Here is a 25060-nt window from a genome sequence, read left to right as displayed (position 1 = left end):
ATGCCGGGGCATCAGAACCACTGCTTGAAACGGCGGATATAAAACATCTTCATACCCTGTGCCACGCAGCAATACGCCAGCAAGGTGCCCACCAGCCATGGGAAGTACTGCCACGGCAGAGCCTGCAATCCGACCATCGGCCCCAGCGGTGAGAACGGCACATAGATACCCGTCGCCATCACCAGTCCGGTCATCAGCATCACCGGCAGCGCAGCCGTGCTCTGGAAGAACGGGATCTTCTGGGTACGCAGCATATGCACCACCAGCGTCTGCGACAGCAGCCCTTCAACAAACCAGCCAGACTGGAACAGCGTCTGCATATGTTCACTGTTGGCGGCGAAGACGTACCACATCAGCGCAAAAGTTGTCATATCGAAAATGGATGACGTTGGCCCAATCCACACCATAAAGCGGCCGATGTTTTTGGCATCCCACTTACGCGGCTTCTTCAAAAACTCCTTATCAATTTTGTCCCACGGCAGCGCCAGCTGGGAAATGTCATACATCAGGTTTTGCAGCAGCAACTGGATAGCCAGCATCGGTAAGAACGGAATAAACGCACTGGCGACCAGCACCGAGAACACGTTGCCAAAGTTGGAACTGGCCGTCATGTTGAGGTACTTCATAATATTGCCGAAGGTCTCGCGGCCTTTCAGCACGCCCTCCTCCAGCACCATCAGGCTCTTTTCCAGCAAGATGATATCGGCAGACTCTTTCGCAATATCCGTACCGCTGTCTACGGAGATACCTACATCAGCATCCCGCAGCGCAGGCGCATCGTTAATACCGTCGCCGAGGAACCCGACGGTATGGCCGTTGGATTGCAGCGCTTTCAGCACCCGCGATTTTTGCAGCGGCGTCAGTTTGGCAAACACCGTGCGCTCTTCCACCAGCACTTTCAGCGTGGCGTCATCCAGTTTTTCCAGCTGCGGCCCCAGCACCGGCTCGCCCGGCTCCAACCCGACCTGACGGCAGATCCGGCAAGTCACTACCGCGTTATCACCGGTCAGCACTTTCACCGCCACGCCGATATCGCGCAGTGCGGCAATCGCCGGACCGGCGGTCTCTTTCGGCGGATCCAGGAAGGTCAGGAACCCGCGGATGATCAGGTCAGACTCATCGGCCGTGCTGTACTGCTTTTTCGCCTCGCTCTTTTTGATGTCACGGCTCGCCACGACCAGGACGCGGAAACCGTCCTTGTTGTAGTCGTTAGCCAGTTTCAGCAGCGCATCACGGCGCGCGTCGTCCAGTTCAATCACGTTGCCGTTTTCATGCATATGGGTAGAAATGCTCAGCATCTCTTCCACCGCCCCTTTACACACCAGCAGATGATTGGACTGCGGGTCTTTCACCACAATCGACAGGCGACGGCGGATAAAATCAAACGGCAACTCATCAACTTTGGTGTATCCCTGCGGCTTGACGAAGTTCGGCTCATTTTCTGAAAAATAGAGCACGGCCTGATCCATCAGGTTCTTAATACCGCTCTGGTGATGGCTATTCAGCCACGCCAGCGAGAGCACCGACTCGTTTTTCTGCCCGTTGGCATCAATATGATGTTCGAGGATGATCTTATCCTGCGTCAGCGTGCCGGTTTTATCGGTGCAGAGCACGTCCATGGCGCCGAGGTTCTGAATCGCATTGAGGCGTTTGACCACCACTTTGCGTTTCGCCATCGCCATGGCCCCTTTCGCCAGGTTGGCGCTGACAATCATCGGTAACATTTCTGGTGTCAGACCGACGGCCACCGCCACGGCAAACAGCATCGCATCCCACCAGTCGCCCTTCATCAGGCCGTTGATCAGGAACACAATCGGTACCATCACCAGCATGAAGCGGATCAATAACCAGCTGACGCTGTTCACACCCCGGTCAAACGCGGTCTGGGCGCGGGTGCCCACAATCGCTTTCGCCAGTGACCCGAAGTAAGTCCGCGGACCTGTCGCCACCACTACAGCCTGCGCCGTACCGCTGACCACGTTGGTGCCCATGAAGCAGATGTTCGGCATGTCGAGCAGGTTCTCTTCATCTTCTGAGACCGCACTCGCCGACTTTTGCGCCACATCGCCCAGCGTGTCGTATTTCTCCACCGGCAGCGCTTCGCCGGTTAATACGGCTTGACTGATAAACAGGTCGCGGGACTCGATCAGCCGCACATCGGCCGGGATCATATCTCCAGCGTAGAGCTGCACAATGTCACCCACCACCAGCTCGCGCATTGGAATTTCGCGCAATTTCCCTGGCATTGCCGCGTTATCACGGCGCAGCACCGTGGCGGTGGTCCGTACCATCGCCTTCAGCGCTTCAGCCGATTTTGCCGAGCGATGTTCCTGCCAGAAACGCACCAGTCCGCTGAGCGCAACCATGGTGCCGATGATGTAAACCGAGGTCAGATCCGTCTCTTCACCGGCACGGAAAGGGAACCAGAAATCGGTGAAGAAGCTGATGATACCCAGTACGACTAATACATAAATAAACGGGTTGTTGAATGCTTTGATCAACTGAATTAACGCGTGAGGCGGCTTGTCGTGTGCGACTTCGTTATAGCCCTCTTTTTCCAGCCGTCCGGCGGCATGGGAATTCAGCAGCCCTTCACGGGTCGCGCCGACGTTAAGCAGCGTAACGGCGACGCCGTTTTTGGCTTCCTGAACAGCACGCATGGAGAGCTTGCTGTCCTTTGGCTTTTTCTTTTGCGTGTTTTTGATTTCTACAGTCATGGTGGTGCTCCTGTCGCCACACAACAGAGAGTATTTAACGGGGTCCCGGATAATAGGCAGCCGTCAATATTCCGCATCGTTTAAAGCGATCGGTTTTTTAATTAATTTCGCGCAGGGTTTTCCGCCCTTAAATAAATAAAGGGGTGTAACCTTATGGGGTATCTTTTATTTCCGCATGGCTTCGCCGCCCTCTGTTTTCTTTAATAAGAAAAGCGAGAGGATAACGTTCAGGCGTTAATAATGACGAAATTCAGAACGTGTATGCTGATCTTACACTATCGGCTCAACCGGCGTTCACGGCATGAATCAGGCAAAGAAGGATCGACTATGTGGATCATCGCTATCAGAAAAGGAGCAGCGCTGTTCCAGCTGGCCGGTGACAGGACTGACACGCCAGTTGGTAATGCGTTGATTCAATTCATTGATTTTAGTCGAAAAAATTGAAACGGAGTGTTTTTTACGCACAGCCAAAGTCCGGTCACGGGAATGGCGAACACGCAACGTGGATGTCAGTGAATTGACATCAGGAAAAAGGGTCGATTTGAAGTTCATAATACACCTCGGCACCGTGATAGTTCAGGTTGAGGTGTTTAGACACGAGAGCATCAGGCTCTGGCGAGGCACACCCAAACGATGAAACGATCACAGTCGATTTCATGTTTAATATTCCGAATGGCGTTATCGGCAACATTCGGGAAGCTACTAGATACAGTGTCCATTAGTCTCTTATGTTAAGTTTAGAAAGGCCGCTACTTCCGGCTCGTGCAATCTACCCATGCACTCTATTATTGTCAACCGTAAATTAGGATTAATAGCATCCGTTTATATTCCGTCGATATTCAGCGCCGAAATAAAGGGAACGCCAATTAATCCTCAGACACATTATTTACTGAATATTAAACGTCTGTACCATTATCCTGTACTGATTTCGCCAGCGCCCCGATATCTTTGCTTTCCAGCACATAGCGCCCTTTGGCACCCCGTGCGGCGTTGAGCATCGCCAGGCCAAGGATTTCAGTCGTAATAACCTGCCGGGGGAAAAGTTTGCGGGCAAGAGCCAGCAGTGGTTTGCTCAGACGGTAGAAAATCCGGTAGCTGGCTGTTTTCGACTCAATACCGTGCAGGGGGACAATGACGCCAGGACGGAACAAACAGACACTGGCAAAAGGTAGTTTCAGTAAATCGTTTTCCGTGCGGCCTTTGACCCGCGCCCACATCACGCGCCCTTTCTCTGTGCTGTCGGTGCCTGCGCCGGAGACGTAGGTAAAGGTCATGTTAGGCGAGTGTACGGCCAGCAGTTTCGCCACGCCTAACGTCATGTCGTAGGTTTCATGACGATAAATCGCTTCGCTCTTTCCTGACGACGACATCCCCAGGCAGAAGAAGCAGGCGTCATAACCTTTCAACTGCTCTTCTATTATTTCCGGGCGATATAAATCCGCCAGCAGCACCTGATGGAGTTTCGGGTCACTCTGCGTTAAGGGCGTGCGTCCGACGGCGGTGACCTGTTCGACGTCTGCGGCCAGTAAACATTCACGCAGTACACCCTGCCCGACCATGCCCGTCGCCCCGAAGATGATGATTTTCATTGCACTGCTTTCCCCTGTCCCGCCGATATAGCGATGAGCGGCCAGCATACGGCGTTCTTTGAGCAGACGTGATGGCAATTCGTGGCTTTATTCGGTTTCGCGCTATTTTGCCTATTTATGGCAGCGCAGCTCTCCGGTTAAACCTGAGCACCGCTATCTGCTGCCTTAGAGCATCATCGCTAAAAAGGAGCCGAAAATGGCCAGCAGACTGGCAAACACCGCGTGCATTCCGCGCAGTAAAGCGGCAAAAACCGCGATACCCAGCGACGCAACAGAAACGATAACCCGTGACGGGTTTTCAATGACATATCCCAAAAAAACTTCCATGCCCTGTAATTCCTGAAAAATATTTCAAAATATTGCAAAAGCTTAACATGTTGCGATATCAGGCCGTTTTGCTCTTTACAGGACATTACTTTTGCACGGTTCCGGGCCATACGCATTGTGCTCTGCGTTTCTTTATAGATGTACACGACTGCGTAAACACGGTTATCATCACGCCCTAAAAATATACCGGCAGAGTCTTTCCGGTGTGCGAGACAAAGATCATCTGCTCAAAATTATCTTTACGAAGGTTTTACGCGCAGCCCGGTGAACCAAGACAGAGCGCTTGAGTCTACTGGTGACAAGGATGATAATAATTTTTCATTCGCAGATCGGATGAGCAAATTTTGCCAAGGAGTAAGCGTTGAAAGCCTTAATCATATGCCGCGATAATATTGGTGACACCATTATCACTACACCATTAATCAGAAGCGTCTCTGAAGAGCTTAATTTTGATGTGGATGTTCTCGCCAACAGTTACAATGCGGCAGTATTGGATGGCAATTCAAATATTAAAAATATTTATACTTATAAAAAGACGCACCATCGGGCTGCTGGTGAATCCGTTGTAAAAATAATCTTAAGCCGTCTCGCGCTGATGATTAAGCTGAGAAGAAAACATTACGACGTTGTTTTTATTGCCAAGGGCCGTTGGGATAAAAGAGTATTACGCTGGGTACCCTTAATTCGCCCCTTGAAAGTCATCGCTCTCGGTCTTAGCCAACACCGGTTCGTCACGGATTTGGTCATTGCACCAGAACCGAGTAACGAACATTGCGTAGAACGCATGCATCGTTTATTAGAACCCTATGACGCCAAAGAAGCGCCCGGCCGCCTTGAAATAACCGCGGATCCGCAACGCGTTCTCGCCACCCGCGAAAAATACGGCATCAGCGATACTCTCCCGGTTTTTGCTCTTCACATCAGCTCCCGTAAAGTGAGACAACGTTGGTCAGCCGAGAATTTCGCCGCTTTGGCCCGCCATATTGTTGCGTTGACGCCCTGCCAGATAATGTTGTTATGGTCGCCAGGGGATGACAATAATCCAAGACACCCCGGTGATGATGCAAAAGCAGAGAAAGTGATGTCGCTGTGTGCGGATCTGCCTATCACTGCGGTTCCCACCCATCAGTTGGAAGAGATGATTGCCGCCACACAGTTGTGCGATTTCATTGTCTGCAGTGATGGCGGCGCAATGCACGTAGCCGCTGCACTCAATAAGCCTATTATTGCGTTATTTGGCAATAGTGACCCTATTAGCTGGGCTCCCTGGGCAGTACCGCACAAAATATTACAGAAAAGCGACCAGAATGTGATGTCTATATCTGTGGATGAAGTTTTTGATGAAGTTCGCCAACTCGTGAAAACCGTTGGAATTACGCAGTAAGCCCTTTATTCGCTATCAATAAAAAACAGGCCGATATTATTGACCTGTTTTTTTATCATTGACGTCAATATAAATTAATCTGCACTGCCTGCGCTAACCTGCTATTTAACGCCAGCCTTCATAATATACTTACGAATAGGCGCACTGGGCTCACGTTTTATCATATGCAGAAATTCCTGAGCTTTGTTGTTAGTCGCGTAAATGGCCGGCACACCGAAATCCTGTACCATCGCCCACCGCTCAAACATCTCGTTGTCAGATTCCTTCATAAACCACAACATTTTTATCGCCGTAATAGCGACAGCGGGGATCTGCGTAACCTTCCCCGTGATCCACTTGTTAAGCGTAGACCGCTGTACTCCGAGCAAGATACACAATGCAGGTTGATCGATCCCTAACCTCGTAAAATAATCCTGAAACTCTTCCTGACTCGTCATCTTGATTTACCTCTTTTTTATCCTTCACTGGCATTCTACACCATTCTTGTAGACATTTCATTGCGTCGCTATTCGCTACATCAACCTAGCAGAGCCATTGCATGGCTACATAAACAGCGCCCTAACAGCTACGAATAAATGTGCTAAATGAAAGATTTTCATGTAACGAAATAAGCTTACGTTTCTTGACATAAGTCAAACGCACCGTGAATACGTGAAGCAAGTCACATTCACCGCGTGTATGCTTTTCACCAAGAGACAGTTATTAAGCTCCACAGAAAGCATTTAATTGTCGCTAATAGCTACTTATTTTACTGGCGGAAAAAACAAATGAAAGATCAGGCTACATCGCGCAACGTCCACAATACAGCTGCTTGCTCATTAGCAAATACCCATAAAACAGCGTTAACTAATTTAATGGGTGTTTCGTCTTTGAACGTTCGCCGTGTACTTGTAGGAGCAACATTGGCTATGGTGACTGTTGCCATGATTCAACCTGCTCAAGCCGCTTTGTCAGCCGATGAAATAGCAGCGGTTAATTACTACTACGCGCAAAACCCGAACATAGGCATAGACAAATATAATATGCTTATAAAAGCCACTGATTGGAATCAAGTTCTTAATTTGTCAAATGGAAATAGCTATAGCAATGGTACGACCAGTGTGCCATTTCCACCCGTCACATTAACGTTTCCGGCAAAAACACTAACCCCTTCGGTTCCCTCTACTCCCGTAGCGCCTGTCACCATCCCAATGACGGATATTATCCCGACCAAACCTGTCACTGCACTGATGACTGATACTACAAACGCGACCGGCCCTAAAGGTGATACCGGTGCCAAAGGTGATAACGGCGAGATAGGTCCTAAAGGTGATATCGGTGCCAAAGGCGATACCGGCGAGACAGGTCCTAAAGGTGATACCGGTGCCAAAGGCGATACGGGCGAGACAGGTCCTAAAGGTGATACCGGTGCCAAAGGCGATACGGGCGCAGCGGGAACCAACGGCGTCGATGGCGCCAAAGGTGACACAGGCGCAACTGGGGCTGACGGTAAAGATGCTGACATGAATCAGGTGCAGGCTGCACAGCAAACCGCAGACCACGCCCAGACTTCTGCCAATACGGCACAGGCCAATGCAGAAGGCATTGCAAAGCAAATAGCGATCCAAAACGGCGATAAAGTGCAAGGGATGCTTCACGCCAAGACCGAAGCGGAAATCAATGCAGCGGTTACCCAAAATCAGGCTGCCATTCAACTTCAACAAAATAGTAATGCCCGCACGCAAAATGCAGAGATCAAGAACATTGAGGCCACCACCGCTGCCCAGACCCAACAAACCATCATTCAACAGCAAGTCCGCTCAACCTATTACGACCAGCAGATCACTGCACTGAATGCTGAAGCCGAAAAAAATCATGCCGAAGTGCTGTCGGAATCTCATGCGCGGGCATCAGGTGATGCGCAGACGTTGCAACAGTCTCAGGACTACACCAACAACAAATTCGCTGACCTGAAATCTCAGGTAGATGACAACAAGAAACAGGCTGCTGCGGGCTCTGCTTCTGCCATGGCTCAGGCGAATATCCCCCAGGTTCAGGAATCACAACAGTTTGCTATCGGCGCAGGTATTGGTGGTTACGATTCTGAGAACGCCCTGTCTGTAGGCGCATCCTTCCATGCAGGGAGAGCCACCATCGTCAAAATGTCCGTTTCGAATGACACGCAAAGTAACTTCGGTTATGGCGCTGGCGTCAGCGTCGGCTGGTAATACCGACCGGTATGAGGCTGGCTCCGGTCAGCCTCTATATTTAACAGAACAATTTTAAGGTTCATTTATGAAAAAACTCATCACTCTGGCTGTTCTTTCTGCTGCCCTGCTGGCGGGCTGTTCTACTCAGGCATCACGCATGGCGGAGTGTGAAGCACAAAGCGTATCAAAAGATGCCTGCTACATCGCAGAAAAAAACCACCAGGCCAGTATTGAGAATGCGGCGGAAAGTCAGGCCCTGCGTAATGCTGCCGCGCAATACGGGCAAGCCACTCATAAATCCCAAAAAGTTCAGGTGAATATTAAAGGCATCAGTATCAAAATTTATCCGCAGGATAAACAGGCCTGGATTGAGTCAACCGCGGCTGCCCTGACTGAAGAAAACGAACATGTGCAGGTTTACCAAAAAGGCATTTTTACCGCCATCTGGTACAAGTTGACTCATATGATCATGTTGTTACGTGATGGTCATTTAGTAGGGAAAAGCTGGGCATGAAAAAAACACACACAGACCGCTTCAGGCATCTCTCTTCCGAGCAGCAGTATCAGTGCCTTCAAGCTCTAAAAAGTGTCGATGAGGCACAACTACAAGATGGGGTGATGGGCCTGGCGGTGTCGGTCATTATGGATGATGGGCACAGGGCCACGATGAGTAAATTTGCTCCCGCCCCTGAAGAGATCTCTGTGTTGGTTAGTTGGGAATAGTGTTCTGGTGGAGATGCGTATTTATCGCCCCCACCGTTTTCCCTATTTTGCCTCTCCCATTAGATCGGTACGTTTCTTGTCCTAACTCATTGATAAGTTTGTTGGGTAGAAATTTAGAAACATCACCCCGTGAAGAGAGGTTAAAAATGGCAAAAAATATCAGTGAAGTATATCCACAACATAGTTTTATTAAGTCGGGGCATACCGCCTTACTTGTTAAGTAGAGAATTATTACTAATGAACGTAGCAACAATAATCACTATCCAAGCAGTACAGGCAAACAATAAACAGATTCAAAAAGGTTTCAGGCCAACCACCCTCAACGGTAAAGCTGTGGGCAACATCCACGAACTGACTACCGGTGAATATGGCGTTTCTTGCGATATGTCATCTCGCAACTCTTTCATAAAAGCACTCGGTCACATAGTGCAGTTCGTCAAGGCTGCTGCTCAGCCAGCATGTAAAGTTTCCAAAGCAGTATTCTTATTCGCTCTGCTGGCTGCCGTGATGGTACCTGCTGCACATGCTATTGATGCCTCCGATGTCAAAACCGCCAACGGTGGAGATGTTGAAACCAGCCTCGCACAAGCTCACGGGGAAATCTCAGGTTTAAGCCAAGATGTCACTTCCCTGTACAGCAAAACTGACGCTAACGCTCAGGCCATCACTGATAATGCCGCTGACCAAGCCAAACGGGACACTGTCCAGAATCAGCACCTATACGCTCTGGATACCGCTGTAATCGACAAGGTTGACAAGACTGACTTTGACGCTGATCAAGCCAGACAAGATGAACAGGCGAAAGCTGACCGTGATGTTCGCGACAATGCTGACAAGGCGCTCGAAAACACCATCAACAATAACTCTGATTCAATCCGTGGCGTTCGTCAGGAACAAGCTGCACAAGGTCAATTCGTCCAACAGAACAGCGCGAACATTGCCCAGAATCGTCAGGTAATCAATCAACACTCTCGAACGCTGGCAAACCACGAATCGCGCATTGGGAGTCTTGAAGGGCAAACGAAGCAAAACCGTGATGATATCCAGACCAACAAGAAGAACATCAGCCGTGTGGGTGCTATGGCTCAGGCTATCAGTGGGCTTCACTACGATGCTAACAACACGGGCATTGCAGTAGCTGCTGGCACATACGATGGTTCAAATTCGCTGGCGATGGGGTCACAGTTCAACACAACCGAGCGGTCAGCCGCAACTGTTGGCGTCTCCTACGACGGTAATGTTGTTGGTGCAAATGCCGGCTGGCATACATCATTCTGATGAAGTTAATTTCATATAAATAGACATCAATAAAAAAGGGTTCGGCATTGATTGCCGAACCCTTTTTAGCTTTAATTTTTACTGCTTATTTACCACGCGACGCGATGATATTTTCGGCGACGTTGCGCGGTGCCTCGGCGTAATGGTTGAATTCCATAGTGTAGGTTGCACGGCCCTGCGACATTGATCGCAACGTGGTCGAGTAACCAAACATCTCAGAAAGTGGCACTTCGGCTTTGATGATTTTGCCACCGCCGCCCGCAATCTCTTCCATGCCTTGCACCGTACCGCGACGTGAGGATAAATCGCCCATCACGCTGCCTGTATAGTCTTCCGGCGTTTCCACTTCAACACGCATCATCGGCTCGAGGATCACGGGGCTTGCAAGGCGCGCGGCTTCTTTGAAGCCAAAGATAGCCGCCATTTTGAACGCCATTTCTGAGGAGTCCACCTCATGGTAAGAGCCAAAGGTCAGCGTAACTTTGACGTCCACCACCGGGTAACCCGCCAAAATGCCGTTGTTCAGCGCTTCCACCACGCCCTTCTCTACGGCCGGTATGAATTCGCGCGGCACCACGCCGCCCTTGGTGGCATCGACAAACGCAAAGCCTTTGCCCGCCTCCTGCGGCTCCAGCGTAAAGACCACGTGTCCGTACTGCCCTTTACCCCCGGACTGACGCACAAACTTGCCGTCCACCTCTTTCACCGTTTTACGCACGGTTTCGCGGTAGGTGACCTGCGGTTTACCGATATTCGCCTCAACACCAAACTCACGCTTCATACGGTCAACGATGATCTCCAGATGCAACTCACCCATGCCGGAGATGATGGTCTGGCCGGACTCTTCGTCAGTGCGGATTCGGAAAGAGGGGTCCTCCGACGCCAGCCTTGAGAGCGCGATACCCATTTTCTCCTGATCGGCCTTGGTTTTCGGCTCGATAGCCTGCGAGATCACCGGTTCAGGAAACTCCATGCGCACCAGCGTAATAATATCCGTTGGGTCGCACAGCGTTTCCCCCGTCGTCACGTCTTTCAGCCCGACGCAGGCCGCAATATCACCGGCGCGGATTTCGTCAATCTCGATGCGGTCGTTAGCGTGCATCTGCACGATACGACCAATGCGCTCTTTTTTGCCGCGTATCGGGTTATAGACGCTGTCGCCCTTTTTCAGCACGCCGGAATAGACGCGCACAAAGGTCAGCTGGCCGACATACGGGTCTGTCATCAGTTTGAACGCCAGCGCCGAGAACTTCTCGCTGTCGTCGGAGTGACGGAACACCTCGTTGCCGTCTTCGTCCGTGCCTGCCACCGGCGGAATATCCAGCGGTGACGGCATCAGTTCGATCACCGCATCAAGCATGCGCTGCACGCCTTTGTTCTTGAAGGCGCTGCCGCACAGCATCGGCTGAATTTCACCGGCGATGGTGCGAATACGCAGGCCCTGGGTGATTTCATCCTCTGACAAATCAGCTTCTTCAAGGTATTTATCCATCAGCGCTTCGCTGGCTTCTGCCGCCGCAGAGACCATTTTCTCGCGCCACTCTTCAGCCAGAGATTGCAGTTCAGCCGGCACTTCGCCATAGCTGAAGGTCATGCCCTGCGTCTCATCATCCCAGTAGATTGCGCGCATTTTGCGTAAATCCACCACGCCAGTGAAGTGCTCTTCGCTGCCGATAGGAATGACAATCGGCACCGGATTGGCTTTCAGGCGGTCTACCATCATCTGGCGGACACGGAAGAAATCAGCCCCCGGACGGTCCATTTTGTTGACGAAGGCCAGACGCGGCACGTTGTATTTATTCGCCTGACGCCAGACGGTTTCCGACTGCGGCTGCACGCCACCGACCGAGTCATAAACCATCACCGCGCCGTCGAGAACGCGCATGGAGCGCTCTACTTCAATGGTGAAATCCACGTGCCCGGGGGTGTCGATAATATTGATACGGTGCGAATCAAACGAGTGATCCATTCCCTGCCAGAAACAGGTGACCGCCGCAGAGGTAATAGTAATTCCGCGCTCCTGCTCCTGCGCCATCCAGTCCGTAGTCGCGCCGCCGTCATGCACTTCACCCAGTTTGTGATTCATGCCGGTGTAAAAAAGAATACGCTCGGTAGTCGTCGTTTTACCGGCGTCGATGTGTGCTGAGATACCGATGTTGCGGTAGCGCTCAATGGGGGTTTGGCGAGCCATATAACGTCCTTACGTGATGGATGGCAAAAGTTGACGCACTGTTCAGTACAGTTTTTCGTCATTTCGGTTTACGGAGCGTATAATACAACTGTACGAGTATATTCGTACAATGATATTTTCTATTGATGAAATCGGTGCTTTCGCAGACGCGCTGTAAACTGCAGCGGGTATAGGCTATATTGCGCGACCTGCGCGAAATCGGCGTGAAAAATGAAAATTGGGAGATGGGCCAATGATAGCTAACCACCCGGAACGCGAGCAGATCCGCCTTGAAAACGTCCTGACTGCATTGGGTAATCCGCTGCGGCTGGCCGTCGTACGTACGCTGGCGAAAGGCGGTGAACATCCCTGCGGCACACTGTTGCAGGGGTTATCAAAATCGACATTAACTCATCACTGGCGCGTGTTGCGCGACAGCGGCGTGATCTGGCAGCGCCCGGACGGCCGTGCCAATTTGCTGTCACTGCGTCGCAATGATCTCGACGCCCGCTTTCCCGGTTTGCTGGACTCCCTGCTGAGCGCGATTGAATCAGACGGCATTACGCTGGAAGCCACGCAAAAGCATATTTCCGAGCAGCATCTTTAATCACCTGCCAGTTTGGCTTTCACCAGATCGCAGAATGCATTAATTATAGCCGATGACCGGACGTCTTCCCGGCGGGCAAGATAGAGCGGCGCACTGAGCTGCGCCTGCGGCGAGAGTTTTAGAAAAACCATGCCATCGCCGCCCAGACGGGTCATTGATTCCGGCACAATCGACACGCCAAGCCCCGCGCCCACCAGGCTCAGACATGAGGTCAGACGCGGCGCTTCCTGCACGATCTTCGGGCTAAATCCCGCGCGAAAACAAGCGGCCAGAATGGCGTCGTAAAGCCCCTGTCCGGCCGGACGCCGGTATAAGACGAAAGATTCATTCGCCAGCAGCTTCAGGAAAATTGGCTCGTCGGGCGGTAAACCCGCCAGCGGATGTCGCGCAGGAAGGGCGACGCGCATCGGCTCCTGCAGCACCCTTTCCACCGTCAGTTCCGGCATCCCGTGAACCGGCATCCGCACGAAAGCCACGTCCACCCGCTGCGCTACCACCGCCTGTAACAACTCACCGCTGCCCGCCTCCTCCAGTCGCGTCGTCACGGATGGATAAAGCTCGCGGTAACGGCGCAGCAGCTCAGGCACAAAAGCGTGCAACGCCGAGGAGCTGGTAAAACCGATGGTAATACTGCCCTGCTTCCCCTGCGCCGCGCGCTGCATCGCCGCTTCCAGCTGGTCGGCACGCGCCAACAGCTCCCGCGCCTCCTCCAGCAAAACTTTTCCGGCGTCCGTCGGCACCACGCCACGCGGCTGACGATGCAAAAGCGCAACGCCAAAATCGGCTTCCAGTCCCTGTAATAAGCGACTGAGCGGCGGTTGCTGAATGAACAAACGCTCAGCCGCAGCAGAAATGCTGCCCTGTTCCACAACGATAACGAATGCACGCAGTTTACGCAGATCGGGGATTGACATACCTTTTAGGTATCCTTAGTGATTAATAAAGGCATTAGACATCATGGCACGCTGCCGCGCATGATGGCAAAAAAACCACGGCGTAATGCGCGATTGCAGGGAAATACCGTTATGACACATCACTCTTTAGACACCGTACCGGTCGGTGAAACCGACCTGACCTCGCCCGACTGCCGCCAGCTTTTTATGGGTTTTTTCGTCCTCGGCCTGACCGGTTTTGGCGGCGTATTACCGATGGCACGGCACATGCTGGTAGAAAAGCGTCGCTGGATGAGCGGCGACCAGTTTGCCGAACTGCTCGGGCTGTGCCAGTTCCTGCCGGGTGGCAATATTATTAATTTGTCTGTCGCGCTGGGCATGGAGTTTCGCGGGCTGCGCGGCGCGCTGTCGGCGCTGCTGGGATTGATTCTTGCACCGACTGTTTGCGTGGTGCTGCTGGGTCTGGTGTATGCGCGTTACCAGAATGACCTGCTGGTTGAGCACCTGTTTGCCGGGCTGGCCGCCGCCGCGGGTGGCTTGCTGCTCTCCACCGGCATTAAAATGCTGGCGCCGCTGTGGGGAAAATGGCTTCAAATGGTGATTGTGGTGGCGGGTGTGATTGCCATCGCCGGCCTGCGGTTGCCGATGCTGCCGGTCATGCTGGTGTTGTCTCCCATCAGTATCTTCATCTGCGCGAGGAGCAAAGCATGAGCCCGGTTCTGCTCAGCCTGGCCCTGCTGTTTACCCAGCTTTCCCTGTTGGCATTCGGTGGCGGCAACACGATTTTGCCGGAAATGCAGCGCGAAGTGGTGCAGGTTCACCAGTGGATGAGCGCGCAGGAGTTCAGTGCCCTGTTTGCATTAGCACAGGCAGCGCCTGGCCCCAATATGATGATTGTGCCGCTGGTCGGCTGGCAGGTGGCGGGATGGTCTGGCTTGCTGGTGTCATCTCTGGCGAAGTTCGGCCCGTCATCGCTGGTGACTCTTATCGCCATGGGCGGCTGGAAACGTTACAAGGATCGGCCGTGGCGGCAGATTATCCAGCGTGGGCTGGTGCCGGTCACCGTCGGGCTGGTAGCATCGAGTGGTTTACTGATCGCCAAAGCCTCGGCGCCCACCTTGCCGCTGGCCGGGGTGATCGCCATTTGTACGCTGATGGCCCTGAGTAAACGACTGCATCCGCTTTGGGTGCTGGCGATTGGCGGCTTATTAGGGTTGGCGCTGGCGTAAAGACTTTCACATTTATCATTAAAGATGATTAATCAGTCAATTCAATCTATTTGAATGACCTCCTTTTCGGACCGATACTGCTTGCACTCTCCTTACCGAAAAGGACGTCATCATGGCAGTATCCGCAATAAACTCAATGGTTGTACATAACGAAGGGGCCGATCTGGCCTGTTATGTGCAAGGCGCAGGCCCGTTATTACTGCTGGTGGTCGGCGGAAATGGCGACAGCCGTCTGTTTACCTCCCTCTCTGCGCAGCTGGCAAACCGTTATACCGTGGTGCGTTATGACCTCCGCGCCAATGCGCACAGCACCGGTGACGTTAACGGTGAAATGGACATGGCCCAGCAGGGGCGTGACGCCGCCGCGGTTATCCGCGCCATGAATACCGGTAAAGCCTACGTCTTCGGCAACAGCGCCGGAGCCAATATCGCCCTCAAACTGACACAGGATCACCCGCATTGGGTACGCGGTCTGGTCGATCACGAACCCCCTATCACCGGCATTCTTCCTGACAGCGCGCAGTGGCGACAATTCTTTGACCGCGTCTACGACACTTATCTGGCCGAGGGCGGCGCAGCGGCGATGAAGCTGTTCGCCTCCACCTTCGTCGGCTTCGATAAAAGCGCTCCGGCCCCTGCGGACCAAAATGGCAGTCACGACCGCTTTCTGGCCCACGAATTTAATGTGATCAACCGCTTCGTGCCCGATCTCAATGCCCTGCGCCAGGGCGGTGTACCGATGGTGACCGCCGTTGGACTCGCCAGCGGCGACGCCTTTTATGTGCAGACCGCCCGCAAGCTGGCCCGTCTGCTGCCATGCCCCTGTATTGAGGTGATCGGTAATCATTTGGGCTACGCTTTTGAAGCCGCCACTTTTGCCGATCAGCTTCATCAGATTATTTCCTCGCTGCCTCAGGCCGCAACTCAGAATCCGGCGAACTAATTCAAGGAATCAGAATATGAAAATCATCACCATCGAAGAACATGTTTCGGATCGCGCACTGGCGCAGGCCTGCCAGCAAGCACAGGCCGCTGAAGCAGCCTATTTTGGCGACTGGGCGAAAGCCTCCAAAGACGGTCAAAACCCGTCCACCGAAAATATTCCTAAACTGGTCAGCGCTGCCACCGCCATGGCCGGTGCTGCCAATATGGGGGCTGAGCGCATTATTTACGCCGTCGACTATCCTTATCTGACCAATACCGGCGCACGCGATTTTCTAGAAAACGCGCCGATCACTGCGGAGCAAAAGGCCCTGATCGGCCACGGTAACGCAGAGCGCTTATTTAAACTCTGAGTACCTGAACGGCACAACATCACGCGGACGCTTAAGGCGTCCGTTTTAGTTTTGCGAAGGGCATCGCAGCAAGATGGCGGCGGAATATGAGACAGTACTGACCATTAAATACAATAATTTCAATGTAATGCCCTCTTTTTCCTCAATGTTATTAAGGATGATGATGAAAATTACCCTTCTGAGTGCCGCCATTACCGCTATTGCCATGACTGCCAGCACCCCGCTTCTGGCCGCCGAACAGCCCGAACTCAGCCAGCGCGTGGTGAAAGTGCTGGCCGTCGATGGCCTGAAATTTAAAGATCTGGATAAATCCGGCAAACTGGAACCCTTCGAAGACTGGCGTCTAACGCCGCAAGAGCGTGCCGCGGATCTGGTAAAGCGCATGACGTTGGAAGAAAAAGCCGGAGTGATGATGCACGGCTCGGCACCGACCGCCAACAGCCCGATTGGCGCAGGAAAAAATTATGACCTGAAAGCCGCAAAAGCGATGATTGATGACCAGAAAGTCAACAGCCTGATCACCCGCCTCTCTGCCGACGATGCTGCCGTGTTTGCAGAAGAGAATAATAAGTTGCAGGCTCTCGCCGAAGCCACGCGGCTCGGCATTCCGCTGACCCTCAGCAGTGACCCGCGCAACGCGTATGAATATCTCGATGGCGCCAGTACTTCCGCCGGGAAATTTTCCCAATGGCCTGAAACCCTTGGTCTTGCCGCCATTGGCGATGAAAAACTCACCCGCCGTTATGCCGATATCATCCGTCAGGAATACAGAGCGGTGGGCATCCGCGAAGCTCTCTCCCCGCAGGCTGATTTAGCCACCGAGCCGCGCTGGGCGAGGATCAGCGGTACATTTGGCGAGGACCCGACGCGCGTTCACAATATGGTGCGTGGTTATATCGAAGGGATGCAAAATGGCCCCGATGGCCTGAACACTGGCAGCGTGATTTCAGTAGTGAAACACTGGGTCGGCTATGGTGCCGCCGAGAATGGATACGACAGCCACAACGTTTACGGCAAAAATGCCGTCTTCCCCGGTGACAATCTCAAAGAGCATATCTATCCGTTTACCGGCGCGTTTGAAGTTAACGTCGCCAGCGTCATGCCAACCTATTCGATTCTGAAAAACCTCATGATAGAAGGCAAGGAGGTGGAACAGGTCGGTGCCGGTTTCAACCATCAATTACTCACTGATATTCTGCGCGATCAGTACGGTTTCAAAGGCGTGATCCTCAGCGACTGGTTGATCACTAATGACTGCGATGACGCCTGCGTTAACGGCACCCAAGAGGGTGTCGAACCTGTGCCAGGTGGAATGTCATGGGGCGTGGAAAATATCACTCAACAGGCGCGCTTTGTAAAAGCCGTACAGGCAGGCGTTGATCAATTTGGCGGCGTGACCGACTCGAATATGATCGTCAAAGCTGTAGAAGAGAAACAACTGAGTGAAACACGGATTAATCAGTCGGTTGAGCGGATCCTGGAACAAAAATTCCGCATCGGTCTGTTTGAAAACCCGTACGTCGATATCCAGAAAGCAGCGCAAACCCTGGGCCGCCCTGACTGGCAAAAAGAGGCTGACGCCGCTCAGGCCCGTTCGCTGGTCTTGCTGCAAAACAGTGATAATCTTTTACCACTGAAAAAAGGCAAAAAAGTGTGGCTGTACGGCATCGCACCGCAGGCTGCCGTGACTGCCGGATTCACGGTCGTCGATGCCCCTGAACAAGCCGATGTGGCGTTAATCCGCGCCCACGCGCCATTTGAGCAACCGCATAAGAATTATTTCTTCGGCAAACGTCATCATGAGGGATCGTTGGCCTTTATGTCTGACAACGCTGACTATCAGGCCATCGTAAAAGCCAGTGCTAAAGTCCCTGTTGTGGTGACTGTTTATCTCGACCGACCGGCAATCCTGACCAATGTGCAGGACAAAGCCAAAGCAATTATTGGCAACTTTGGGGTCAGCGATACCGTACTGTTTAGCCGCCTGACCAGCGATGAGGCGTACACCGGCAAACTGCCGTTCGAGCTGCCATCATCGATGGAAGAAGTGCTGCAACAGAAATCGGATATGCCGCACGACACCGAAAATCCGCTCTACCCGATTGGCGCTGGTCTGGCGCGTTAAGGCAGGAACAATATCAAACTGAAGACGTAACGCTTCACATAATAACGGGCACAGAAAGTGCCCGTTATTATTCACAGCCAGTAATGACTTTTAATGTACAACTTAACTTATGAGCAGAAGACGCGTGCGTCGCGTGGCGTATAGATGCCGAAAGTCACCATACCCAACAAGACGTCCGGGAAAGTTTGCTGAACTTCAACGCGAACGACTTTATCAGCGCCACCACACACTTTCGCTGCATCAACAGATTTCTGTTGCCCTATCCCGCCAACAAAGAAGTGATGCGTTGTGACAACTTTCGGCTGAGTCGCGATGCCCTGTCCCATATTGAAAGTCTGCTGCGCGCAGCCGGTCAGTAACACGGCAAAAGCAGCCGTCATCAATAATTTTTTCATAAATAGACCCCGTAAACCTTAAGTATTCTCGGCAAGCAAAGTGCCTGCCGATAAAGATTGCCAACAAAAGACGGTCTTGCTTTGAAAAACCGAAATAGTAAAGCGGCGGTATTATCGGCATTAACTGTAAAACGGGGTAGAAAAATCTCCCATAATCCCTATTTAGTTTAAGGTTTATGTACATAAACCCACCTAATACCCTGATTTTTATGTGGATAGAAATCCCCTCACTTCACATTTTTTGGAAAAGTTCACTTGATAATGTAAAATAATAATGATAACAATTATCATTAAGTTTAACATCTGCGGCAAATGTTACGGAATACACCTTCTTTTGGCGGGTGGGAATTCCTGCGCGGAAAAGTGGGCTTCCGGGGTTTGTTTTATCTACGTACTGCACACAGTTAATTAATCACTCGATAATTTATTTCTTTATTTATAGGGACTTTGAACTTGAATACACTGGCCTTCCCTCTTAAGCGTTCGGTGCTGCTTTGCGCCGTCGCACTGACGCTTCCTGCTGCCTCTTTCGCGGAAGAAACCGTCGTTGTCACCGCTACACCGGCACAAACCGCTGATACCCCCACGCAGGGTTACAGCGCAAAAACCAGCAGAACGGCCACCAAAACCGATCAGCCGATTATTACCACCGGTCAGGCCGTGTCCGTTGTGACGCGTCAGCAGATGGATGACCAGAACGCCACTACCGTTAACGCCGCGCTGAACTACACGCCGGGCGTATTCACCAACTTTGCCGGTGGCGCAACGCGCTATGACACCATCTCCCTGCGCGGTTTCCACGGCGGTGATGTTAACAACACCTTCCTCGATGGCCTGCGTATTCTCAGCGATGGCGCCAGCTATAACTCCATTCAGGTGGATCCGTGGTTCCTGGAACGCATTGATGTTATCAAAGGCCCCTCTTCTGCCCTGTATGGTCAGAGCATTCCGGGCGGTCTGGTGATGGAAAGCACCAAGCGCCCGCAGTTTGCTGAAGAGGGACATTTCCGTCTCTCCGGCGGTACGCAAGACACCAAGGGCGGCGCGTTCGATTACACTAACGCCATCAACGACCAGTGGGCATTCCGCCTGACAGGTATGACCCGCACCAGCGACACCCAGTATGACCACCAGCGCGAAGAGCGTTATGCCATTTCCCCGCAATTAATGTGGCAGCCGGATGAAAATACCTCGCTGTTACTGCGCGCCTATCTGCAAAAAGATCCGTCTGGTGGTTATCACGCCGCTGTGCCTGCTGATGGCAGCTTGTACGGTGATAAACTGAGCCGCGGATTCTTCGACGGCGAATCTTCGCTTAACCAGTTCAAACGCTGGGAGCAGATCTACAGCTACGAATTCCGTCACGCCTTCAACGACGTGTGGTCATTCCGCCAGAACGCCAACTACACCCACTCCAACACCGAGCTGGATCAGGTATATCAGGCAGGCTGGAATGCGGACCGTACCCTGATGAACCGTTACTACTCCGGTGAGACCTCCTCGCTGGACAGCGTTGCCATCGATAACCAATTGGAAGCGGACTTCGCCACCGGCGAGCTGGAACATAAAGTGGTGGTTGGTTTCGATTACTCCTACTTTATGAATGACCTGAAATCCCTGGGCGCGACGGCCAGTCAGCTGAACCCGTACACCGGTTACACCGGCGGTCCGAATCTGGCTTACTACAGCAGCAAAACCGGCAAAGACCGTTATGAGCAGATGGGCACTTATCTGCAAGATGATATGAGCTGGAACCAGTGGCACCTGACACTGTCGGGTCGTTATGACACGCTGAAAACCAAAAACACCGCCTATGACAGCATCGCTGTTAAAGATACCAGCAGCGAGCGTACCGACCGCCACTTCAACAGCCGTGCGTCTTTACTGTATGCGTTTGAAAACGGGATCTCGCCTTACGTCAGCTACAGCCAGGCCATGACGCCTTCTGCCTTGCCTGGTCAGGATGGAACCCTGCTCAAACCGATGCAGAGTGAGCAATACGAAGCCGGTATCAAATACCAACCGGTGGGAACGTCAGACTTGTATACCGCCGCGTTGTTTGACCTGACGCAGGATGATGTCGGTAATCGTGTCGTTGTGGGCAGCTACTATGAGCCGGCAGGGAAAGTCCGTTCTCAGGGCCTTGAACTGGAAGCGAAGAAACAGATCACCGAACGCTTCAACGTGATGGCCGGTTATACCTATAACAAAGTGCGCTTTGATGATTCCACCAGCAACGATGGCAACACGCCCTACGTGACACCAAAACAGATGGCGTCAATCTGGGGTCAGTACAATACGCCGATCGGCGTGGATGTGGGTGCAGGTGTGCGTTATATCGGTACACAGTGGGCTGATAACGAAAACACCCTGAGTATGCCGTCCGCCACGCTGGTTGATGCTTCACTGCGTATGAATCTGGTGCAGTTCAATCCGCAGCTGAAAGGTGCGTTTGTGCAGCTGAATGCCAATAACCTGTTCGACAAGAAATATGTCGCGGCCTGTTACGGCACCAGCTATTGCTACTGGGGTCAGGAACGTACTGTGGTAGCAACCGTTGGATATGATTTCTGATAGCTGACTGAAACGGGAAAACCTTCACACAGTTTCCCCTCAAATGTCTGCCCTTTGAAGCCCTGAGCAATCAGGGCTTTTTTTATGCCAATCCGAGCCGGGTTTTAATCCTCAATCTGGCATTTTCCAGCAACGCATCGGATGCCGCACGCTCAGGTTCACAGCGTGCCAGCGACAAAATCCCCATCAGCTCGGCGGTAACCGACAGCGCAACACTTTCTGGTTCAGGGATCTGCATTTCGCGTAGCTGGCCGGTGATCATGCCGCGAATATTGGCAATGCCCTGCGCAAATGCCGCCTGACAGGGTGCGCTCATCCGAGGCGTTTCTGATGCCAGCGCCGAAACCGGACAGCCCTGCGCCCTATTGTCGCGGTGCCACGCTGACAGATAAAAGTCGATATATCCGGCCAGCTGTTCAGGTGGCGTCAGGCCTTTGTTCTCTTTCTCCCAGCGCGCCATCACCTGATTGAACATCTGCCCGATAGCGGCTTCGATCAGCACCTCTTTCGAGGCAAAGTGCGCATAAAAACCACCGTGAGTCAGCCCGGCTTTGCTCATCACGCCCGCCACGCTCACCTGCTGAGGGCCTTTGGCGCGAATGGCCTTCGCCGCCTCCCTGACGATGCGCTCGCGGATTTTCGGTTTATGTTCACTCTCATAACGCATGGTTTGCTCCCTGATAAACGGCGGTTCCTGCTGCGGCCACAGTCTGGCGCACTGCGCCATGACAATCAATCCCGCAGGGCAATTCGCGCATCGACGGACAACCCTGGCCGCAACGATACCAGCTCCGGCTGCCCGGCGTTCAGCCGGATACGCACCGGGACACGCTGCACAATTTTCGTGAAATTGCCGGTGCCCGGCTCGAAAGGCAACAGGGCAAACGTAGAGCCGGACCCCGGTGCCAGACTGTCCACCACGCCGGTGAATTTGACGCCCGGCAGCGCGTCCACGCTGACGCTGGCTTTTTGTCCAGGCTGAATACGTTCAGTCTGCGTCTCTTTAAAGTTGGCAATGACGTAGAGATCACGCTGCGGCACCAGCGTCATCAGGCGCTGGCCGGGCGTGACGTAATCGCCAATCTGCACCTGACGGTTACCCACTACGCCCTCGACGGCGGCAAAAATTGTGGTGTGTTTTTGGTCCTGCTGCGCAAGATCCAGCGCAGCTTGCGCTTTTTGTACCGTCGCACGGGCCAGCGCCAGCGAGGCCTGAATTTCTGCCCGCTGTGCGTGCGTCACTTGCGCCTGATTCTGCGCCACGTCAAGCATCGCTCTGGCATGGGCTGCCTCCTGTTCGGCAGTAATGGCCACCGTTTTGTAGCGGTCCGCATCATTACGTGATGTAGCACCGCTCACCGCCAGCGACTGGTAACGACGCTGCTCATCCTGCGCGTGCTGCTGCTCCGCCTGTGACGAGCGGATGGCGGTGCGTGCCGCCTGAATCTGCGCTTGTGCCAGTTGCTCCTGAGCCTGCTGACTGATTAACGCCGCCTGCTGCGCCGCCACCTGAGCTTTACCATCGGCAACATCACCCTCTGCGGCGGCGACGCGGGCATCGAACTCTTCGCTGTCGATCACCACCAGCGGCTGTCCGGCTTTCACCCACTGGTTGTGCTTCACCAGTACGCTGGACACAAAACCTTTCACTTTGGGTGCGACAGTCGTGGCATCCACGCTGACATAGGCATCATCAGTGGATTCACTGGCTGGTGCGGCGAGTAACCAGGCTGCGCCGCCCAATGCTACCACCAGCGCAATACCGCTGACGATCCAGGTCCGCGACGGGCGACGAAAGCCCGACTTTTCCTTCTCTGAAACTGGCGCACTCTCTGTGGTTGTTACCGCTGCTTCACTCATTTTTCTTCTCGCTCATTGCATGATGGCTATCATATTAATATGATGCCAATCATATAAACAAGTGCAAAAGGTTTAAACGATGTCCTCAGCCACCCTTTCTGCTTCTGCTCAACAGCCCGTCTCGCCCGGCGATCTGCCGACGGCGCGCAAATTTCTGATCTTCAGCGTGATGGCATTCGGTATGTTTCTGGCGCTGATTGATATCCAGATTGTGGCCGCCTCACTCAACGATGTGCAGGCCGGATTGTCCGCCGGGCCGGATGAAATCAGTTGGGTGCAGACCTCCTATCTGATTGCCGAACTGGTGATGATCCCGTTCTCCGCATTTCTGACACAGGCCCTTTCCACCCGCTGGCTGTTCAGTGCGTCGGCGGCGCTGTTCACACTTAGTAGCATCGGCTGCGGGCTGGCGTGGAATATTGAGTCGATGATTTTCTTTCGCGCCCTGCAGGGGTTTACCGGCGGCGCAATGGTGCCGACGGTATTTTCTACCGGTTTTACACTGTTTAAAGGTAAGCAACAGGCACTGATCCCGGCGATCCTCGGTATGGTCAGCGTGCTGGCACCGACGCTTGGCCCTACCGTCGGCGGCGTGGTCACTCAGTGGCTGGACTGGCGCTGGATCTTCTTTATCAATATCGTGCCCGGCATTTTAGTCGCGACCGGGGCTGTGCTGTTTATCCATGTCGATAAGGCCGATTTTTCGATGCTTAAACGCATCGACTGGGTGCATTTGCTGTCGATGGCCGTCGCGCTGGGCTGTCTGGAGTACGTGCTGGAGGAAGGGCCGCGCAAGAACTGGTTTAGCGATCCGCAAATCCAAATCTCGGCATGGTTTTCTCTGGTAGCCTTTGTCTTGTTTCTTGAGCGCTCATTTTATTCGAAAAACCCGATAGTGCGCCTGACGCCCTTCCGCGACCCGACCTTCACGTTTGCCTGCGTATTTAATCTGGTGATTGGCTTCGGGCTTTATGCCTCGACCTACCTCACGCCGGTTTTTCTCGGCCGCATCCGCGACTTCGACAGTTTGCAAATCGGTACCACCGTTTTTGTGGTCGGCATCGGACAGTTTTTCAGCACGATTTTGGCGGCGAAATTGATTGGCGTGGTTGACCGGCGGATCCTGGTGTCGGTTGGTCTGCTCGGTTTCTCCCTCAGCATGTGGCTGACCAGCGCGGTGACTACGCAATGGGGTGCAGATCAGTTTTTGTGGCCACAGATCATCCGCGGTTTGTTCATTATGCTGTGCATCGTGCCCAGCGTGAATATGGCGCTGACGGCGTTTCAGGGGCCGGAATTGCGTTACGCCTCGGGGCTGTTCAATCTGATGCGCAACCTCGGGGGCGCAATTGGTATCGCCACCGTCAATACCTGGTTGCAGGACTGGACGCGGGTTCACACCACCCGTTTTGGCGAATCGCTGGGGCATTATGGCCGTGAGGCTCAGGAAGTGATATCCGCCATGGCAGCACGATTTGCTCAGGTAACGCCAGATGCCCAACATGCGCTGCTGATGGCCAAAGGAATATTTGGCGCAAAAGTGGCCGCAGATGCCTTTACGCTGGCCTTCAACGACGTGTTTATGCTGATGTCATGGATGTTTCTGGCGGCTTTGCTGATGGTGCCATTTTGTCGAAAATAAGCAGTGGAATGTCATGAAATGTAAAAGGTCTGTGATCAATCTGGTAAAAAATGCAGTCTCTTT

The 25060-nt window shown here is 52.9% G+C and carries 22 protein-coding genes; 13 read left to right on the top strand and 9 right to left on the bottom strand.

All coding sequences use genetic code 11. The annotated features are described in order from the left end of the window. Positions 1 to 11: 11 nt before the first annotated feature. The 3 genes from mgtA to ACZRKO_RS04650 all read right to left on the bottom strand — a co-directional run bounded on the left by mgtA (position 12) and on the right by ACZRKO_RS04650 (position 4633). Positions 12 to 2717: a magnesium-translocating P-type ATPase gene (gene mgtA / locus ACZRKO_RS04660; RefSeq protein WP_463736061.1), complete on the bottom strand. Its 2706-nt coding sequence runs from the start codon at positions 2715 to 2717 to the stop codon at positions 12 to 14. A gap of 896 nt (positions 2718 to 3613) precedes the next feature. Then, the gene (locus tag ACZRKO_RS04655; RefSeq protein ID WP_463737467.1) at positions 3614 to 4306 is read right to left on the bottom strand and encodes an NAD(P)H-binding protein; all 693 of its coding nucleotides are present in this window, start codon (positions 4304 to 4306) and stop codon (positions 3614 to 3616) included. Positions 4307 to 4471: 165 nt separating this feature from the next. Continuing rightward, positions 4472 to 4633 carry a hypothetical protein gene (locus tag ACZRKO_RS04650; protein WP_161985754.1) on the bottom strand — a complete coding sequence of 54 codons (162 nt, stop codon included), beginning with the start codon at positions 4631 to 4633 and terminating at the stop codon, positions 4472 to 4474. Between the two features lie 361 nt (positions 4634 to 4994). Between ACZRKO_RS04650 and ACZRKO_RS04645 the strand changes: the two genes are divergently transcribed. Further along, positions 4995 to 6017, top strand: a complete 1023-nt coding sequence (locus ACZRKO_RS04645) for a glycosyltransferase family 9 protein (protein WP_463736060.1) — start codon at positions 4995 to 4997, stop codon at positions 6015 to 6017. 101 nt (positions 6018 to 6118) lie between these two features. Here ACZRKO_RS04645 and ACZRKO_RS04640 read toward each other — a convergent pair whose 3' ends face one another. Further along, positions 6119 to 6454 carry a helix-turn-helix domain-containing protein gene (locus ACZRKO_RS04640; protein ID WP_463736059.1) on the bottom strand — a complete coding sequence of 112 codons (336 nt, stop codon included), beginning with the start codon at positions 6452 to 6454 and terminating at the stop codon, positions 6119 to 6121. A 330-nt stretch (positions 6455 to 6784) separates the two neighbouring features. Here ACZRKO_RS04640 and ACZRKO_RS04635 point away from each other — a divergent pair, with 330 nt between their 5' ends. From ACZRKO_RS04635 to ACZRKO_RS04620, 4 genes are all read left to right on the top strand, one after another. Further along, on the top strand, positions 6785 to 8224 hold the full coding sequence (locus tag ACZRKO_RS04635; RefSeq protein ID WP_463736058.1) for a YadA-like family protein: 1440 nt from the start codon (positions 6785 to 6787) through the stop codon (positions 8222 to 8224). A gap of 67 nt (positions 8225 to 8291) precedes the next feature. Continuing rightward, the gene (locus ACZRKO_RS04630) at positions 8292 to 8720 is read left to right on the top strand and encodes a hypothetical protein (protein WP_463736057.1); all 429 of its coding nucleotides are present in this window, start codon (positions 8292 to 8294) and stop codon (positions 8718 to 8720) included. After that, a complete protein-coding gene (locus tag ACZRKO_RS04625) occupies positions 8717 to 8929 on the top strand; it encodes a hypothetical protein (RefSeq protein WP_463736056.1) in 213 nt (70 codons plus the stop codon). The genes ACZRKO_RS04630 and ACZRKO_RS04625 overlap by 4 nt, the downstream gene beginning before the upstream one ends. A gap of 237 nt (positions 8930 to 9166) precedes the next feature. Further along, positions 9167 to 10207 carry a YadA C-terminal domain-containing protein gene (locus ACZRKO_RS04620; protein WP_463736055.1) on the top strand — a complete coding sequence of 347 codons (1041 nt, stop codon included), beginning with the start codon at positions 9167 to 9169 and terminating at the stop codon, positions 10205 to 10207. An 85-nt stretch (positions 10208 to 10292) separates the two neighbouring features. On the opposite strand, the gene fusA is transcribed toward ACZRKO_RS04620, so the two are convergent. Then, on the bottom strand, positions 10293 to 12398 hold the full coding sequence (fusA, locus tag ACZRKO_RS04615) for an elongation factor G (protein ID WP_463736054.1): 2106 nt from the start codon (positions 12396 to 12398) through the stop codon (positions 10293 to 10295). Between the two features lie 232 nt (positions 12399 to 12630). Between fusA and ACZRKO_RS04610 the strand changes: the two genes are divergently transcribed. Beyond that, entirely contained in the window at positions 12631 to 12984 is a 354-nt protein-coding gene (locus tag ACZRKO_RS04610) for an ArsR/SmtB family transcription factor (protein WP_463736053.1), read from the top strand. Here ACZRKO_RS04610 and ACZRKO_RS04605 read toward each other — a convergent pair. Further along, positions 12981 to 13898 (bottom strand): LysR family transcriptional regulator, encoded by a 918-nt coding sequence (locus ACZRKO_RS04605; protein ID WP_463736052.1) that lies wholly within the window; start codon positions 13896 to 13898, stop codon positions 12981 to 12983. The two genes, ACZRKO_RS04610 and ACZRKO_RS04605, sit on opposite strands and share 4 nt — an antisense overlap. A 111-nt stretch (positions 13899 to 14009) precedes the next feature. Between ACZRKO_RS04605 and ACZRKO_RS04600 the strand changes: the two genes are divergently transcribed. From ACZRKO_RS04600 to ACZRKO_RS04580, 5 genes are all read left to right on the top strand, one after another. Further along, positions 14010 to 14588 carry a chromate transporter gene (locus ACZRKO_RS04600; protein WP_463736051.1) on the top strand — a complete coding sequence of 193 codons (579 nt, stop codon included), beginning with the start codon at positions 14010 to 14012 and terminating at the stop codon, positions 14586 to 14588. Then, positions 14585 to 15106 (top strand): chromate transporter, encoded by a 522-nt coding sequence (locus ACZRKO_RS04595; RefSeq protein ID WP_463736050.1) that lies wholly within the window; start codon positions 14585 to 14587, stop codon positions 15104 to 15106. Before ACZRKO_RS04600 ends, ACZRKO_RS04595 begins: the two co-directional genes overlap by 4 nt. Before the next feature lie 112 nt (positions 15107 to 15218). Beyond that, on the top strand, positions 15219 to 16049 hold the full coding sequence (locus ACZRKO_RS04590) for an alpha/beta fold hydrolase (protein ID WP_463736049.1): 831 nt from the start codon (positions 15219 to 15221) through the stop codon (positions 16047 to 16049). 16 nt (positions 16050 to 16065) lie between these two features. Continuing rightward, on the top strand, positions 16066 to 16401 hold the full coding sequence (locus ACZRKO_RS04585) for an amidohydrolase family protein (RefSeq protein ID WP_463736048.1): 336 nt from the start codon (positions 16066 to 16068) through the stop codon (positions 16399 to 16401). A 163-nt stretch (positions 16402 to 16564) separates the two neighbouring features. Continuing rightward, positions 16565 to 18526: a glycoside hydrolase family 3 protein gene (locus ACZRKO_RS04580; protein WP_463736047.1), complete on the top strand. Its 1962-nt coding sequence runs from the start codon at positions 16565 to 16567 to the stop codon at positions 18524 to 18526. A 107-nt stretch (positions 18527 to 18633) separates the two neighbouring features. Here the strand turns inward: ACZRKO_RS04580 and ACZRKO_RS04575 are convergent, their stop codons facing one another. After that, the gene (locus tag ACZRKO_RS04575; protein ID WP_463736046.1) at positions 18634 to 18921 is read right to left on the bottom strand and encodes a Bor family protein; all 288 of its coding nucleotides are present in this window, start codon (positions 18919 to 18921) and stop codon (positions 18634 to 18636) included. Positions 18922 to 19374: 453 nt separating this feature from the next. On the opposite strand from ACZRKO_RS04575, the gene ACZRKO_RS04570 reads away from it, so the two are divergent. After that, on the top strand, positions 19375 to 21495 hold the full coding sequence (locus tag ACZRKO_RS04570) for a TonB-dependent siderophore receptor (RefSeq protein WP_463736045.1): 2121 nt from the start codon (positions 19375 to 19377) through the stop codon (positions 21493 to 21495). An 82-nt stretch (positions 21496 to 21577) separates the two neighbouring features. Here ACZRKO_RS04570 and ACZRKO_RS04565 read toward each other — a convergent pair whose 3' ends face one another. Together ACZRKO_RS04565 and ACZRKO_RS04560 are read right to left on the bottom strand one after the other, a co-directional pair. After that, positions 21578 to 22222 carry a TetR/AcrR family transcriptional regulator gene (locus ACZRKO_RS04565; RefSeq protein WP_463736044.1) on the bottom strand — a complete coding sequence of 215 codons (645 nt, stop codon included), beginning with the start codon at positions 22220 to 22222 and terminating at the stop codon, positions 21578 to 21580. 5 nt (positions 22223 to 22227) lie between these two features. Beyond that, complete coding sequence (locus ACZRKO_RS04560; protein WP_463736043.1) at positions 22228 to 23355, bottom strand: HlyD family secretion protein; 1128 nt, start codon at positions 23353 to 23355, stop codon at positions 22228 to 22230. Between the two features lie 79 nt (positions 23356 to 23434). Here ACZRKO_RS04560 and ACZRKO_RS04555 point away from each other — a divergent pair, with 79 nt between their 5' ends. After that, positions 23435 to 24997 (top strand): DHA2 family efflux MFS transporter permease subunit, encoded by a 1563-nt coding sequence (locus tag ACZRKO_RS04555; RefSeq protein WP_463736042.1) that lies wholly within the window; start codon positions 23435 to 23437, stop codon positions 24995 to 24997. Positions 24998 to 25060 lie beyond the last annotated feature (63 nt).

The sequence above is a fragment of the Ewingella sp. C233 genome, from assembly GCF_055407225.1.
This window is presented reverse-complemented; position numbering and strand designations above follow the sequence as displayed.